We start from the raw sequence: 15,291 nt of genomic DNA on the forward strand, positions 1-15,291 counted from the left end.
CGGAGAACGGAGGCCCTCGGCATTCAGCCCCCTAGCGGACCGCCAGCTCCAGCACCTTCGTCCGACCCGTCTCCGCGTGGGCCGGACCCGGGTCCACCGCCACCTCCACAGCGCTGATCCGCCCGTGCCTCCACAGCCAGGCCACATCCCGTCCGAACGACCACACCAGCGATCCCAGCGCCAGCAGGACCACCGTGAGTTCCGCCGCGTGGGGAAGCAGGGACGAGCCGGCTGTGAGGAGGGCCATGCCCTGGAAGGCGGCGACCGTCTTGCGGGCGAAGGACGGGGGGAGCGGGGCGTTGAGCCAGGGGGCGAGGCGGGCGGCGGCGGCGAAGGCGTAGCGCATGGCGCCGATGAGGAGGACCCAGGGGCCGAGCCGAGTGGACACGTACACGCTGAGGACCAGGATGAGGAACGCGTCCACCTCCATGTCGAAGCGGGCGCCGAGCGCGCTGCAGGTGCCGGTGCGGCGGGCCACCTTGCCGTCGACGCCGTCCAGGAGGAGGGCGACCGCCGTGAGGCCGACCAGGAGGGTGACCGAGGGAGCGCTCTGGAAGGAATCCGCGACCAGCGCGGTGACCCCTCCGACCAGGGTGGCCCGGCCGAGGGTGACCCGGTTCGCGGGGCCGAAGGAACGCAGCGCTGAGCGGTGCAGGGCACGCGAGAGCACCGCCCAGGTGGCGAACGCGAAGGCGAGCCCCGACAGCCAGCCGGCCACCCCCATGCCGATGGCCGTGCCCAGCAGAGCGAGCAGCAGGATCTGGACGCCCGCTCCCACGGCCGTCTCCTGCTGAAGCCTCGCGTCGTACGTGTTGTTCAGGGCCACCGCGCATCCTCCGGCCGAGTGACAGAGTCGATCAAGGCCGCGTACTGTGCGCGGCCTGTGCCCTTCTCGGTACGTGAGCAAGTTCCCGATCGTTCAGGAGGATGCCGATGAACCCCGCCGCCCGCGCGTTCTGGCTCAGCTCACCCGGCCACGGCGAGCTGCGCGACGTCACCCTCCCGGAGCCCGGCGCGGACGAGGTCCTGGTGCGCGCCCTGTACTCCGGGGTCAGCCGCGGAACCGAGACCCTGGTGTTCCGCGGCGGTGTGCCGGAGAGCCAACACGACGTGATGCGCGCCCCGTTCCAGGAGGGTGACTTCCCCGCCCCGGTGAAGTACGGATACCTGAGCGTCGGCGTGGTCGAGCAGGGGCCCGATGAGCTGACCGGCCGTACGGTCTTCTGCCTTCATCCGCACCAGAGCCGTTACGTCGTTCCGGTGAGCGCCGTGACCGTCGTACCCGACCGGGTGCCCGCCGCGCGGGCCGTGCTCGCCGGGACCGTGGAGACCGCCGTGAACGCCCTGTGGGACGCCGCCCCGCGGATCGGGGACCGGATTAGCGTGGTCGGCGGCGGCATGATCGGCTGCTCGGTCGCCGCCCTGCTCGCCCGATTCCCCGGCATCCGGCTCCAGCTCGTCGACGCGGACCCGGCCCGCGCCGAGACCGCCAGGGCCCTCGGCGTCGACTTCGCCGCTCCCGGCGAGGCCACCGGCGAGCGCGACCTCGTCATCCACGCCAGCGCCACCGAAGAGGGCCTCACCCGCGCCCTGGAGCTCCTCGCGTCCGAGGGCACCGTCGTGGAGCTGAGCTGGTACGGCGACCGGCGTGTCACCCTGCCGCTCGGCGAAGCCTTCCACTCCCGCCGGCTCACCCTCCGCGCCAGCCAGGTCGGCACCGTCTCCCCGGCCGCCCGGCCCGGCCGGGGCTACGCCGAGCGGATGACCCTGGCCCTGGACCTGCTCGCCGACCCGGCGCTGGACGCGCTCATCACCGGAGAGAGCGACTTCGCCGAACTCCCCTCGCTGATGCCCCGCCTGACGAGCGGTGAGCTCCCCGCCCTGTGCCACCGCATCCGCTACCCCGACCCGGCCTGACCTGAGAAAAGAGTGAGAGAAGGCTGAACACGGGGAACCGGAGAGCCGTACTACTCGGCAACCCCGGACGGGAACCTCCGGGGGACCAGACGCGCCGCACCTGGAGGGTCGTCCGTTGTTCAGCATCACCGTCCGCGATCACATCATGATCGCCCACAGCTTCCGCGGCGACGTGTTCGGACCCGCGCAGCGCCTGCACGGCGCCACGTTCCTGGTGGACGCCACCTTCCGCCGTGAGCAGTTGGACGAGGACAACATCGTGGTCGACATCGGCCTCGCCACGCGTGAACTCGGCTCCATCACAGCCGAGTTGAACTACCGCAACCTGGACGACGACCCCGGGTTCGCCGGGGTCAACACCTCCACCGAGTTCCTGGCCAAGGTCATCGCCGACCGGCTCGCCGAGCGCATCGCCAAGGGCGCGCTCGGCGAGGGCGCGAAGGGTCTGGCCGCGCTCTCGGTGACCCTGCACGAGTCCCACATCGCCTGGGCGAGTTACGAGCGTGGCCTGTGAGCGACCTGACCGTGGACCGGGCCCGGCTCGCCCACGTGCCCGCACAGCCCCTCGCCCCCGCACACTTCGGGATCATCCCCATGTCGCTGCGCACCGTGCACTTCGTCATGCCGGGGGGTGTCGACGACCCGGCCGCGCCCAGTGGCGGCAACGCCTACGACCGCCGGGTCTGCCTCGACCTGCCCGGCTTCGGCTGGCAGACCGTCCGGCACGCCGCCCCCGGCGCCTGGCCGGACCCCGACGCCGGCGCCCGCGAGTCGCTCGCCCGCACCCTCGCCGGCCTGCCCGACGACACCGTGGTCCTGCTGGACGGACTGGTCGCCTGCGGAGTGCCCGAGATCGTCGTCCCCGAGGCCGAACGGCTCCGGATCGCCGTCCTCGTCCACCTGCCGCTGGGCGACGAGACCGGGCTGGACCCGGCCGCCGCCGCCGACCTCGACGCCCGCGAACGCGCCGTGCTGCGCGCGGTGCCCGCCACCATCGCCACCAGCGACTGGGCCGTACGCCGTCTCGTCGCCCACCACGGCCTGGCCCCCGACCGCGTCCACCTCGCCGCCCCCGGCGCCGACATCGCGCCGCTCGCGCCCGGCACCGACGGAGTCTCCCACCTGGTGTGCGTCGCCGCCGTCACTCCGCGCAAGGGCCAGCACCGCCTGGTCGAGGCCCTCGCGGCCGTACGCGACCTGCCCTGGACCTGCTCGCTGGTCGGCGGCCTCGGCACCGACCCGGAGTACGTGACCGGCCTGCGCGCCCAGATCGAGCGGTGCGGCCTCGCCGACCGGCTGCACCTGACCGGTCCCCGCACCGGCGCCGACCTCGACGCCAGCTACGCCGCCGCGGACCTCCTGGTGCTCGCCTCCTACGCCGAGACCTACGGCATGGCGGTCACCGAGGCCCTCGCCCGCGGCATCCCGGTCATCGCCACCGACGTGGGCGGTCTGCCCGAGGCGGTCGGCCGCGCCCCCGACGGCGGCGTGCCCGGCATCCTCGTCCCGCCGGAGGACCCCGCCGCCATCGCCGCCGAACTGCGCGGCTGGTTCGGCGAGCCCGACGTGCGCCGCCGCCTCAAGGCCGCCGCGCGCGGCCGGCGCAGCGCGCTCGCCGGCTGGGCCGCCACCGCCCGCAGCCTCGCCGGGGTCCTCGGCAGGCTCCCCGGCGCCCCCAGGAGGGCCGCATGACCGACGCCACCGCACAGGAGGAGCACCGGGTGAACGACGGCACCGAGCCCACCGGCGCCTCCGGCGTCATCGCCGGCGCCGGCCCCGTCGGCCGCCCCGGCGAGCGGCCCACCGTACGGCTGCGCGAGGGGGAGGCCGACGAGGCGCCCCGGTACGCGCCCGAGTGGCTCCAGCTCCGCGAACCGGCCGACGCGGACGCGCGGGCCATGGGCCTTTTGGAGCCGCTCGGCAGGCGGCTCGCGGAACTCCCGCCGCCGGAGAGCGGCCTGGCCATCCACGACCTGGGCTGCGGCACCGGTTCGATGGGGCGCTGGCTCGCCGCCCGGCTGGAGGGCGCCCAGCACTGGGTGCTGCACGACCGGGACCCGTACCTGCTGCACTTCGCGGCCGTCGCGTCCCCGCGCGTCGCCGCCGACGGCAGCCGGGTCACCGTCGAGACCCGGCGCGGCGACGTCGCCCGGCTCACCCCGGACGCGCTGTCGGGGGCCTCGCTGGTGACGGCGTCCGCGCTGCTGGACGTGCTCACCCGGCCCGAGGTCGAGACGCTGGCCGCCGCCTGCGCGGGTGCGGGCAGCCCTGCCCTGCTCACCCTGTCGGTGGCCGGGCGCGTCGAGTTCGCGTCCCCCGATCCGCTGGACGCCGACCTGGCCGACGCGTTCAACGCCCACCAGCGCCGGGACGGCATGCTCGGCCCGGACGCGGTCACGGCGGCCGGCGAGGCGTTCGCCGGACACGGCGCGTCGGTACGGGTGCACCCGAGCCCGTGGCGGCTCGGTGCGGACCGCGCGGCCCTCACCGCGCAGTGGCTGCGGGGCTGGGTCGGCGCGGCCGTCGAGGAACGGCCTGCCCTGCGTACGCGCGCCGAGCAGTACCTGCGCGACCGGCTGGCCGCGTGCGAGGCGGGCGAGCTGCAGGTCGTGGTGCACCACAGCGACCTGCTGGCCCTGCCCCGGCCGGTGGAGGCGTGATGAACGGGCGGACGGGCGAGGCGGTCGCGGAGGCCCGCGACACCGGCCTTCCTGAGTCGGAGCCCGCCCGGCCGCCCGGCACCACCGGGGCAACCGCCACCGCGCGGCGCGCACTGCGCACCAAAGCCGGCACGGCCGTCGGCGTCGCCATCCTCGGTGTGCTGCTGTGGCGGCTCGGCACCGGGCCGCTGGTCGGCGGGCTGCGCCGGATCGACACGGCCACCGTGCTCGCGGCCCTCGGGATCGGCGCCCTCACCACCGTGCTCAGCGCCTGGCGCTGGCAGTTGACCGCGCACGGCCTCGGTGTCCGCCTGCCGTTCGGGCCCGCCGTCGCCGACTACTACCGGGCGCTGTTCCTCAACGCAGCGCTCCCCGGCGGAGTCCTCGGCGACGTGCACCGGGCGGTACGGCACGGGCAGAGCGCCGGTGACATCCGGCGCGCCGTCAAGGCGGTCGTGCTGGAGCGGGTCGCCGGGCAACTGGCGCTCGCCGTCTGCGGTGCCGCGCTGCTGCTCACCCTGCCCTCCCCGGTCCGCGACGACCTGCGAACGGTCGCGGTGCCGGGGGCGCTCGCCGGGGCGGGCGCGCTCGCGGTCGTCGCCGCCGTCCGCATGAACCGGGCGCCCGGCCGGCGCACCGGCTCACGGCCCGGGAGCGGGCTGCTGCGGGAGGCGCGGCAGGGGCTGCTGTCCCGGGAGAGCGGACCCGGGGTCGCCCTGTCCTCGGTGGCCGTCCTCGCCGGACACCTCGGCATGTTCGTCGTCGCGGCCCGGATCGCGGGCAGCGGGGCGTCCGTCGCGGTGCTGCTGCCGCTCGCGGTGCTCGCCCTGGCCGCCATGGGTTTGCCGCTCAACGTGGGCGGCTTCGGCCCCCGCGAGGGCGTCACCGCCTGGGCGTTCGCCGCCGCCGGCCTCGGCGCGAGCAGCGGCGTCGCCGTCGCCGTGGTGTACGGCGTGCTCAGCTTCGTCGCCGCGCTGCCCGGTGCCGTCGTCCTCGTGGCCCGCTGGGCCGGCGCCCTGCGCGGTCAGCCGCGCGGCGCGGTGGGCGCCTCCGGTGAGGTCAGCAGCCGGAAGTACGGCTCGAAGTTCTCCACCAGGCCGGCGAGCAGGCCCTTCCCCTTCTCCGCCGAGGCCAGGGACGGGCGGCCGATGACGCCCGATTCGGTGTAGGCGGACATTCCCGTGGTGAGCAGATGACGACGGTCGTCGGCGGTGAAATCGGCCGACTCATGGCCAGGGCGGAGGAATTCGGGATGAGCGTGCAGCAGGATGGACGCCTCGATCTCCCCGGCGTGCATGTCGGTGAGCAGCGAGGTCTCCACACCCGCCCGCTGCCGCGCCTCCTCCCAGTCCTCGGCCGCCGGGTACAGCGCCATCCGCTCGCCCCGCGCCGACGCCTCCTGCACGACGTTGCCCAGCACGTAGTTCCCGCCGTGCCCGTTCAGCACCACGAGCGACTCCACGCCCGAGCGACGCAACGAGTCCGCGATGTCACGTACGACCGCATGCAGGGTAACGGAGGAGATACTGACCGTCCCCGGCCAGGCCGCGTGCTCGTGCGAGCACGCGAGGGTCACCGGGGGAAGGAGGTGCACCGGATACGCGGCGGCGATCTCCCGCGCCACGGCACAGGCCACCAGCGTGTCGGTCGCCAACGGGAGATGAGGGCCGTGCTGTTCGAAGCTCCCCACGGGAAGGACGGCGACCTGACGTGACACACCCGCCCCCCGCGCCCGTACGTCCTCGGTGGTGTCCGCTGGCATCACCCCGTAGGCCGCCGGTCGCGCGCCCGAACCACTCATGTTTCCCACGGCCTCTCGTCTCTGTTTAGGAATCAGATCATGACAGAAAACATCGGCGCCTTCGGCGGGAAGAACCCGCGTCGTTCGGGCACGGAACGCGTCGTGAACACCCCGCTGCCCACCGCGTACGGGCAGTTCCAGGCGGTCGGCTACCTGGACCACGAGAGGGGCGACGAACAGGTCGCCCTGGTGCACGGTGACATCGGGACCGAGAACGTGCTGGTGCGGCTGCACTCGGAGTGCCTGACCGGTGACGCCTTCGGCTCCCAGCACTGCGAGTGCGGCGAGCAGCTGGCGGCCGCGATGCGCGCGGTGGTCGCCGAGGGCGCCGGTGTCGTCCTGTACCTGAGAGGCCACGAGGGCCGGGGCATCGGCCTGCTGGCCAAGCTGCGCGCCATGGCGCTCCAGGCGGAGGGGCTGGACACGGTCGAGGCCAACCTCGCGCTCGGTCTGCCGGTGGACGCCCGTGACTACCGGGTGGCGGCGGAGATGCTGCACGACCTCGAGGTGCGCTCGGTCCGGCTGATGTCCAACAACCCGCGCAAGCGGGAGGCGTTGACCAAGTACGGCATCGAGGTCGCCGAGCAGGTGCCGCTGCTCATCGAGCCGAGCGAGAACAACATCACGTATCTGCGCACCAAGCGCGAACGTCTGGACCACCACCTTCCCCACCTGGACGCGGTGGCCCACGGCTCCTGAGCCCCTCCTCCTCCCCCCACGCGAGACGTCCGGCCGGAATCCCCGGCCGGACGTCCCGTTCTCCGGTGGGGTTTCAGTCCGTGACCGCCTCGTGCACCAGACGGCGCAGGTCGGGGAAGATCTTCAGGGCGCGGGGGCGTACCTGTGTCATGAACTGCACGGTCAGATCCAGTGCCGGGGCCACCCAGAAGGCGGTGGTCGCCACGCCCGTCCAGCCGAAGGTGCCGGGCGCGGAGGGGGCCAGGGTGCGGGCGGGGTCGGTGACGACGGAGACGTTGAAACCGAAGCCGAGACCGTCGTTGGCGCGCTCCTGGTGGGCGGGGGCGCCGAACTCCCGCAGGACGGCGTCGCCGGGGAGCTGGTTGCGGGTCATGGCGGCGAGCGAGGCCGGGGAGAGCAGCCGGACGCCGTCGAGTTCGCCGCCGCGGCGCAGCAGCTCCATGAAACGGTGGTAGTCGCCCGCGCTGGAGACCAGTCCACCGCTCGCCGACAGGAACCGCGGCCGTCCACGCACCGGCAGACCCGGTACCGGGGTGAGGCCGCCGTCCTCGGTCTCGCCGTACAACTCGGCCAGCCGGGGCTCCTGCCCGGGGGTGAGGTGGAAGCCGGTGTCGGTCATGCCGAGCGGGCCGAGGACGCGCTCGGCGAAGAACGCGTCCAGCGGGCGTCCCGAGACGACCTCGATGAGGCGGCCCAGCACATTGGTGGCGACCGAGTAGTTCCACTGGGTGCCCGGCTCGAACTGGAGGGGCAGGGAGGCGTACACCGCGATGGTCTCGGCGAGGTCCGCGCCGGAGGGTACGGAGGACTCCAGCCCGGCCGCGCGGTACAGGGCGTCCACCGGGTGGTCGTGGTAGAAGGCGAAGGTCAGGCCCGCCGTGTGGGTGAGCAGATGCCGGACGCGGATCGGCCCTGCGGCCGGGCGGGTGCGTACACCGTCCCCCGATCCGCTCACGTGGACACGGGGGCCGGCGAACTCCGGGAGGTACCGGTCGATCGGGTCGTCCAGGGCGAGCAGGCCCTCCTCGGCCAGCATCAGCACCGCCACCGCCGTCACCGGCTTGGTCATGGAGTAGATCCGCCACAGGGTGTCGGTCTCCACCGGGAGCCCGGCCGCGACGTCGCGGTGGCCGTGGGCGGTCAGATGGGCGACCTTGCCGCCACGGGCCACCGACACCAGGAAACCGGGCAGCCGGCCCCCGTCCACGAGTCCGGCCGCGTACTGGTCGAGGCGGTGCAGCGCCTTCGCGTCGAGCCCCACGTCCTGCGGGGCGACTTCCTGTCGAAGCTGTGCCATGGCTCTCCTCCGCTCCTGCCGGGCCCCTGCGCTGCCGGGCCGGCCCCAGCGCTCATCGTGGCGCATGATCACCGTGGAGCATCCCGTCCTCAACCGGTCTTGTGAGCGACGCGACTCCGCGCCCGGGGGCGTGCGTCACCGGACAGCCCGGACGCCCCCGGCGGAGGCGGGGCACGGCCGGCCCGGGAATGCCGGCCGAGCCCCAACCCGTTGACACCGGCATGATTCAGGACACGACGCAGCACGCACTGCTGGCACTGCTCTCCGAGGAGCACGGCGGGGTGCTCGTCACGCTCAAGCGGGACGGGCGGCCCCAGATGTCCAACGTGGTCCACGCCTACGACCCGGACCAGCGGATCGTGCGGATCTCGGTCACCGACGACCGCGCCAAGACCCGGAACCTGCGCCGCGACCCCCGCGCCTCGTACTACGTCACCAGCGCCGACCGCTGGGCGTACACCGTCGCCGAGGGCACGGCCGAGCTGAGCCAGGTCGCCGCCGACCCGTACGACGAGACGGTGGAGGAGCTGGTGCGGCTCTACCGCGAGGTACTGGGCGAGCACGACGACTGGGACGACTACCGTGCGTCCATGGTTCGTGACAGACGTCTGGTGGTCCGGCTGCACGTCGACCGGGCGTACGGCGTCCCCAAGCGGTAGGGGGCGTCTCGTCGGTCCTGCCGGGTCGGCGGCGAGCCACCCCCAGGGCCTCTCGTTCCGCTCCTCTTCCTCGCCGGCGAGGGCGCCCGGTATCGACCGGCCAGACGATCGGCGTCGACGGCGGAATGCTCATGAGCTGAGGAGAAACCGGGGCGCGTGCCGGCCCCCTCTCCGCCGAGGGGGCCGGCACGACACGGGACTACAGGCTCTCGCGGACGGAGCGGGCGAGGAGGCGCAGGCCCTTGTCGAGCTCCTCGGCGGAGACGGTGAGCGGCGGCAGCAGCTTCACGACCTCGCCGAACGGGCCGGAGGTCTCGATCAGCAGGCCGTGGTCGAAGGCCCGCCGGGCGATCCGGCCGGCGGCCTCCCTGTCCCGCATCTCCATGCCCCAGGCCAGCCCGCGGCCGCGCACCGTGACGACGTCCTCCGGATGTTCGGCGGCGATCGAAGCCAGCCCGGCGCGGACCTGCTCGCCCCGCAGGTGCGTCTGCTTCTCCAGGTCGCCGTCGGCCCAGTAGGCATGGAGGGTGGCGGTGGCGGTGACGAAAGCGGGGTTGTTGCCGCGGAAGGTGCCGTTGTGCTCGCCGGGTTCCCAGATGTCGAGTTCCTCGCGGAACAGGCACAGGGACATGGGCAGTCCGTAGCCGGAGATGGACTTGGAGACGGTGACGATGTCGGGGACGATGCCGGCTTCCTCGAAGGAGAAGAAGCCGCCGGTGCGGCCGCAGCCCATCTGGATGTCGTCGACGATCAGCAGCATGTCCTGGCGCTTGCACAGGTCGGCGAGGGCGCGCAGCCACTCGGGGCGGGCGACGTTGATGCCGCCCTCGCCCTGCACCGTCTCCACGATCACCGCGGCGGGACGGTCCAGGCCGGAGCCCGGGTCCGCCAGCAGCTCCTCGAAGTACGCGAACGGCTCGTCCGCATCGGCGCCGCGGTAGCCGTCGAAGGGCATCGGCGTGGTGTGGACGAGGGGGACGCCCGCACCGGCCCGCTTGCGGGCGTTGCCGGTGACGGCGAGCGAGCCCAGCGTCATGCCGTGGAAGCCGTTGGTGAAGGAGACGACCTGCGGGCGCTGCTTCACCTTGCGGGCCAGCTTCAGCGCCGCCTCGACGGCGTTGGTGCCGGTCGGGCCCGGGAACATCACCTTGTAGGGGAGGCCGCGGGGGCGCAGCACCAGGTCGCGGAAGGTCTCCAGGAAGCGGCGCTTGGCGGTGGTCGACATGTCGAGACCGTGGACGATGCCGTCGCGCTCCAGGTGGTCCAGGAGCGCCCGCTTCAGGACGGGGTTGTTGTGGCCGTAGTTGAGGGAGCCGGCACCGGCGAAGAAATCGAGGAAGGTGTGGCCGTCCTCGTCGGTGAGGGTGCTGCCGCGGGCGCGGTCGAAGACGGTGGGCCAGCCGCGGCAGTACCCGCGGACCTCGGACTCCAGGGTCTCGAAGACGCTGGGCGCGGGACCGGAAGGAGACGGCTGTGCCGGCTGCGGAATGACGGCGTCGGGGGTGGCGCCGGGCACAGCGTCGGGGACGGTGAGGCTCACGGGGCGCTCCAAGGAGGCGGGTCGGGCGTCGAGGGCCCGGTCAGGAAGGAACGGGAAGGGAGTAGCGGAGCTTGGGAGAGGCGGTGGCGCCCGTCCGGTCGTAGAAGCGGATGGCGCCGTCGTTCCAGGCGGGGGTGTTCCACTGGAGCTGGGTGAGGCCGAGCGCGCGGGCCTCCTCGGCGACGGCCGCCATGAGCAGCCGACCCACGCCGGCGCCACGGTGCTCGGGCCGCAGGTACAGGCAGTCCATGTGCAGGTACTCGGCGCCCTGCCAGGTGGCGAACTCCGGTGTGCAGGAGGCGTATCCGGCCAGTTGGCCGCCGTCGGGCGCACCGGCCGGCGCGGCCACGAGGATCCGCAGGGCCCGCGGCCCGGCGACCGCCCCGCCTCCCGCTCCGAAGAGCAGGGCACCGAGGCGGCCGGCGAGGTCGGGAGGGGGCGGGGCGGCCTTCTCGTAGGCGGCGTGCTCGGCGGCCAGCTGCTCCAGGACGGGCAGGTCACCGGGCAGGGCGTGCCGCACCACGTACCGCGGCGTGGACCCGCTCACCTGGGGGTCACGACGACGTCGAGCTGCTCGTCGAGCTCCGTCGCGATCCGCTCGACGCGGTCGATGGACTCCGGCCCGTCGTAGGGGCAGGCGACGGCGAGGGAGCCGGCGATCTCGTACCAGCCCTCGGGCGCCCGCCGCAGCAGGCTGCCCACCTTGCTGCCCGGCAGGTAGGAGCGGAAGTGCGGGGAGAAGTACGCGTCGCCCGGGTTGTTGCGCAGCAGGCGCCCCTCCCGGTAGGCGAACTTGATGCAGGTGGCGGCCTGCGGGGCGGTGCGGCGCACCTCGCCGCGCCACAGCTCCGCCTCCGCGCTGGCCGTCTCGAGCGTCTGGTCCTGCAGGACGGCCTTCAGCCACAGCCGGACCGGGTCGAGCCCGTAGACCTCGCGCAGGTTGCGGTAGTTCTGCCCGCCGGACAACCGGGTGCTGAACTCGACGACGCGGTAGGTGCCGTCGGCGTGCTTGCGGTACTCGGCGTTGAACAGGCAGTGCCGGACGCCGAGCCCGGCCACGATCTGCTCCGTCAGCGCGACGAGTTCCGGCTCCTCCTCCGGGGTGCGGAAGGGGAGGGTGTAGTAGTCCTCCTCGAAGTACGGTCCGGGCATCTGCATCTTGTCGGTGACGCCGGACAGGTAGAACTTCCCGTGCAGGACGACGCCGTCGAGGGTGACCTCGGTGCCGGGCAGGAACTCCTCCAGCAGGGCGATCTCCGCGGGCCGGCCGGAGAGGAAGTAGTCGTCCCAGATGCCGCTGAGGTCCTCGATCTCGGCCAGCGCGGCGGTGAGTTCCGCCTGGTCCTTGGCGAGGGCCACACCGATGGAGGCGGACAGGTTCGTCGGCTTGACGATGACCGGGTACGCGAATTCGCCGGCCGCCTGCAGCCCGGAATCGACGCCCGTCACGGCCGCGTACTTCGCGCCGGGGATGCCGTGCTCGGTGAGGAACTCGCGCTGCAGCCGCTTGTCGCGGGAGATCACGTCGGCCTCGTGGTTGGCCCAGCTGTGGCCGAGGATCGTGTTGACCCGGGACACCAGGGTGATGTCGGCCTCGTAGAAGGTGAGGACGTGGGTGGTACCACGTTCGCGGGCCGCGTCCAGCACGATCTTCTCGGTGGTGTCCATGTCCAGGCCGGGCTCCAGCAGCACCACGGAGGCGAACCGGGTGTCGTCCAGCGACGCCTTCACTTGCGTGACGAGGTGGATCTCCAGGCCGAGCCGCTGCATGGCCTCGATGTGCTCGGCGTTCCAGCCGTAGGTGTTCCGCATGACCAGGATCACCGGCTGCAGCGGGGTGAACTCGGCTGCTGTGGACGGCTTTTCGGTGCTCATCACGATTCCTTGGCGGTGAGGTGGGTGGTGACGGTGATCGCCTCGGCCATCCGGTCGCAGGCGGCGACGGCGGCGTCGGTGTCGGGCCCGGTCGCGATGACCTGCCCGACGCGGTCCCAGTTGCCGGTCAGCGGGTTGACGGTCGAGCCGGGGGATACCAGCAGGTCGACGTCGAGGGCGCCCTCGACGGCGGCCGCCTTGTCGGCGCCGTCCACGGCCGTGACCGTCCCGGGGGCCGCGGTGAGGAAGCGGGTGGCGGCCGAGCACAGCGGCTCGGGGCGGCCCGGCAGCGCCTCCATCAGCCCGAACGGCCAGGCGATCGTCCACTGTTCGAGGTCGGCGCCGTAGGCCGCCTCCAGCAGGTCGACGATGCGGTCACCGCCGATCCGGTTGTGCCCCTCGATGACCTTCGCCCCGTCCGGGGAGAGCCGGATCTCCGTGTGCGAGGGCCCCGTCGTCAGCCCCATCGCGTCCAGGAAGCGGACGGTGGCGGTGGTGATCGCCTCCTCGTCCGCCGCGGAGAGCCGCGCCGGCTGGGCGTGGCCCATCTCCAGGACGCCCTCGGTGAACTTCTCCGTCACCGCGAGGACGACGTGCCGGCCGTCGAAGGAGAACGCCTCGACGCTGAACTCCGTCCCCGGGATGAACTGTTCGGCCAGGAACCTGCCGATCCGGAAGAAGGACCCCCACTGCAGGTCGGTGCGGGCGCGCAGGGCGGCCAGGCCGTCCGCCGCCGTCTGCACGTCGCCGGGCCCCGTCACCTTCCACACGCCGAGACTGGCGGTGGCGTCCACCGGCTTCACCACGAAGGGGTAGCCGTGGGCGGCGGCGAAGGCGCGGATGTCGTCGGCGCCGTCCACCTCGGCGGCCGCCACCGACAGGTCCGCGGCGGGGCCGGCCGCCAGGTGCTCGCGCATGCCGAGCTTGTCGGTCAGCAGCTCGCAGGTGCGGGCCGGGTTGCCGGGCAGTCCCAGCCGTTCCGCGATCCGGCCGGCCGGCACCAGGCCGGGTTCGGTGAGCGTGACGACACGACTGAAGGCGTAGGCGCGGTGCAGGCCGTCGACGAGGGGGGCGAGGACGTCCCAGTCGGTGTAGTCGGCGATCACGACGGCCTCGGCCAGCTGGGCCGACTCCGGCACGAAGTGCTCACGGTGCTGCACGAGCACCACGCGCAGCCCCGCGTCGACCGCCTTGCGCACCGTCTGGATCCGGCCGCCGAGAACGAGAACGGTTGAGGTCATGCGCTCACTGTGGTGCGATGTCGGCCGACCGCTCAAGGCCGTTGCTGTGGCACGAAGATGACGGGTCGGAAGGTGTCACCCGGCGGCCCGTGACGGCAGCCCGTGCGGGACGGGAGAGTGATCCCGTTCACCGCGCGCGAGCACCGTCCCCCTGCACCGCTGTCGCCTCACTGCCCCCGACCGCTGGGATCCACCGATGCCGAAGCTCCACCTGCCCCGCACCAGACTGACCGACTACCCGTCGGCCGCCTGGGTGATCTTCGCCGGCATGTTCGTCAACAAGTTCGGCAACTTCCTCAACGTCTTCCTGGTGCTCTACCTCATCGGAGAGGGGTACTCGGCCGGCCAGGCCGGACTCGCCCTGAGCATCGCCGGACTCGGCGGGTTCGCCGGCAACATCATCGGCGGCACCGTCGCCGACCGGTTCGGGCGCCGCACCGCCATCGTCGTCTCCCAGTTCGGCGCCGCCCTGTTCACGGCGGCCGTGCCGTTCGTCCACGGGCTGCTCGCCACCACCCTGCTCGTCGCCGTCGTCGGCATCTTCGCCCAGCTGTACCGTCCGGGCGCCGGCGCCCTGCTCGTGGACGTGGTGCCGCAGGAGAAGCGCGTCGGCGCGTTCGCGGTGCTGCGCCTCGCCATCAACCTCGGCATGGCGATCGGCCCGATGGTCGGCGGCCTCCTCAGCTCCCACTCCTGGACGTGGATCTTCCTCGGCAACGCGCTCTGCTCCGCCGTCTTCGGCCTGCTCGCGCTGCTCCTGCTGCCCGGCGGCCGCACCGTGCCCGAGACGGCGCCCGCGGTCGCGGCCGACGGTCCGGCGGAGCGCAAGCCGGGTCGCGAGGGCTGGTTCCGGGTGTTCACCGACACCCCGTTCGTCTTCTTCCTGCTGTCGATGGTCTGCGCCACCTTCGTCTACTCGCAGGGCAACGCGACGCTGCCCCTGCACGTCCACGACCAGGGCCTCAGCAACAGCTTCTACGGCCTGCTGCTCGGCGTGAACGCCCTCGTCTGCATCCTGTTCGAGCTGCCGCTGACCCGCTGGACCGAACGCCTGAACCCCCGGTACGCGATCCTGACCGGCCTGCTGCTGCTCGCCGTCGGCATGTCCGCCACCGGCCTGGCCGGCAACGAACTGCTGCTCGTCGTGACGGTGGTGCTGTGGTCGTTCGGCGAGATCGTCTACACGCCGATCTCCTCCGCCTACCCCTCCGCCTTCTCACCCGCCCATCTGCGCGGCCGCTACCAGGGCGCCGAAGGCCTCGCCCACACGGCCGGCCAGGCGATCGGCCCGGCCATCGGCGGCTACGTCTTCGCCTGGTCGGCGTCCACCCACTGGTGGATGTGCGCGGCGGTCGCCGTCTTCGGGGCGCTGATCGTGCTGCCCGCCCGCCCCGGCGACCGCGACACCGGCGACGGTCCGTCCGCGGCGACGCCGGCCGAGGAGGCCGCCCGCCTCGTCGAGGACCCCACCCAGGACGCCGCCCCGGCCGCGGGACGCCCGGCCGCACCCCTCCCGGAGGGGTGAGTCGGCGCCAACGCGGCGCTCCTGAGACGACGATCAGTACGGCAGGCGTGGCAGGGGACCCGGCCACGCCACGCCGA

The 15,291-nt window shown here is 73.1% G+C and carries 14 protein-coding genes and 1 pseudogene; 8 read left to right on the forward strand and 7 right to left on the reverse strand.

What is annotated here, in order from left to right; translation table 11 throughout:
- Window positions 1-31 precede the first annotated feature (31 nt).
- The gene (locus ACWCV3_RS18445; protein ID WP_451224796.1) at window positions 32-826 is read right to left on the reverse strand and encodes a CDP-alcohol phosphatidyltransferase family protein; all 795 of its coding nucleotides are present in this window, start codon (window positions 824-826) and stop codon (window positions 32-34) included.
- A 107-nt stretch (window positions 827-933) separates the two neighbouring features.
- Here ACWCV3_RS18445 and ACWCV3_RS18450 point away from each other — a divergent pair, with 107 nt between their 5' ends.
- From ACWCV3_RS18450 to ACWCV3_RS18470, 5 genes and pseudogenes are all read left to right on the forward strand, one after another.
- Complete coding sequence (locus ACWCV3_RS18450; RefSeq protein WP_451224799.1) at window positions 934-1,917, forward strand: dehydrogenase; 984 nt, start codon at window positions 934-936, stop codon at window positions 1,915-1,917.
- Window positions 1,918-2,032: 115 nt separating this feature from the next.
- Entirely contained in the window at window positions 2,033-2,431 is a 399-nt protein-coding gene (locus tag ACWCV3_RS18455; protein ID WP_451224802.1) for a 6-pyruvoyl trahydropterin synthase family protein, read from the forward strand.
- Window positions 2,428-3,609: a glycosyltransferase family 4 protein gene (locus ACWCV3_RS18460; protein WP_451224805.1), complete on the forward strand. Its 1,182-nt coding sequence runs from the start codon at window positions 2,428-2,430 to the stop codon at window positions 3,607-3,609. Before ACWCV3_RS18455 ends, ACWCV3_RS18460 begins: the two co-directional genes overlap by 4 nt.
- The gene (locus ACWCV3_RS18465; RefSeq protein ID WP_451224808.1) at window positions 3,606-4,577 is read left to right on the forward strand and encodes a class I SAM-dependent methyltransferase; all 972 of its coding nucleotides are present in this window, start codon (window positions 3,606-3,608) and stop codon (window positions 4,575-4,577) included. Before ACWCV3_RS18460 ends, ACWCV3_RS18465 begins: the two co-directional genes overlap by 4 nt.
- A pseudogene (locus tag ACWCV3_RS18470) lies at window positions 4,577-5,500 on the forward strand (lysylphosphatidylglycerol synthase transmembrane domain-containing protein); the annotation flags it as partial. The gene ACWCV3_RS18465 and the pseudogene ACWCV3_RS18470, both read left to right, overlap by 1 nt.
- A 101-nt stretch (window positions 5,501-5,601) precedes the next feature.
- Here the strand turns inward: ACWCV3_RS18470 and ACWCV3_RS18475 are convergent.
- Window positions 5,602-6,378, reverse strand: coding sequence for a creatininase family protein (locus ACWCV3_RS18475; protein WP_451224811.1), 777 nt, complete (start codon window positions 6,376-6,378; stop codon window positions 5,602-5,604).
- A 39-nt stretch (window positions 6,379-6,417) separates the two neighbouring features.
- Between ACWCV3_RS18475 and ribA the strand changes: the two genes are divergently transcribed.
- Window positions 6,418-7,077, forward strand: coding sequence for a GTP cyclohydrolase II (ribA, locus tag ACWCV3_RS18480; RefSeq protein ID WP_451224814.1), 660 nt, complete (start codon window positions 6,418-6,420; stop codon window positions 7,075-7,077).
- A 73-nt stretch (window positions 7,078-7,150) separates the two neighbouring features.
- Here ribA and ACWCV3_RS18485 read toward each other — a convergent pair whose 3' ends face one another.
- The gene (locus tag ACWCV3_RS18485) at window positions 7,151-8,374 is read right to left on the reverse strand and encodes a serine hydrolase domain-containing protein (RefSeq protein ID WP_451224817.1); all 1,224 of its coding nucleotides are present in this window, start codon (window positions 8,372-8,374) and stop codon (window positions 7,151-7,153) included.
- 221 nt (window positions 8,375-8,595) lie between these two features.
- Between ACWCV3_RS18485 and ACWCV3_RS18490 the strand changes: the two genes are divergently transcribed.
- Complete coding sequence (locus ACWCV3_RS18490) at window positions 8,596-9,033, forward strand: PPOX class F420-dependent oxidoreductase (RefSeq protein ID WP_451224820.1); 438 nt, start codon at window positions 8,596-8,598, stop codon at window positions 9,031-9,033.
- Between the two features lie 199 nt (window positions 9,034-9,232).
- Here ACWCV3_RS18490 and ectB read toward each other — a convergent pair whose 3' ends face one another.
- The 4 genes from ectB to ACWCV3_RS18510 all read right to left on the reverse strand — a co-directional run bounded on the left by ectB (window position 9,233) and on the right by ACWCV3_RS18510 (window position 13,689).
- Window positions 9,233-10,522 carry a diaminobutyrate--2-oxoglutarate transaminase gene (ectB, locus tag ACWCV3_RS18495; RefSeq protein ID WP_451224903.1) on the reverse strand — a complete coding sequence of 430 codons (1,290 nt, stop codon included), beginning with the start codon at window positions 10,520-10,522 and terminating at the stop codon, window positions 9,233-9,235.
- Window positions 10,523-10,613: 91 nt separating this feature from the next.
- The gene (locus ACWCV3_RS18500; protein WP_451224823.1) at window positions 10,614-11,120 is read right to left on the reverse strand and encodes an N-acetyltransferase family protein; all 507 of its coding nucleotides are present in this window, start codon (window positions 11,118-11,120) and stop codon (window positions 10,614-10,616) included.
- Entirely contained in the window at window positions 11,117-12,448 is a 1,332-nt protein-coding gene (locus tag ACWCV3_RS18505; protein WP_451224826.1) for an ATP-grasp domain-containing protein, read from the reverse strand. The genes ACWCV3_RS18500 and ACWCV3_RS18505 overlap by 4 nt, the downstream gene beginning before the upstream one ends.
- Entirely contained in the window at window positions 12,448-13,689 is a 1,242-nt protein-coding gene (locus ACWCV3_RS18510) for an ATP-grasp domain-containing protein (protein ID WP_451224829.1), read from the reverse strand. Before ACWCV3_RS18510 ends, ACWCV3_RS18505 begins: the two co-directional genes overlap by 1 nt.
- Before the next feature lie 196 nt (window positions 13,690-13,885).
- On the opposite strand from ACWCV3_RS18510, the gene ACWCV3_RS18515 reads away from it, so the two are divergent.
- Entirely contained in the window at window positions 13,886-15,214 is a 1,329-nt protein-coding gene (locus ACWCV3_RS18515; RefSeq protein WP_451224832.1) for an MDR family MFS transporter, read from the forward strand.
- Window positions 15,215-15,291: the final 77 nt, after the last annotated feature.

Source organism: Streptomyces sp. NPDC001781 (genome assembly GCF_053596035.1).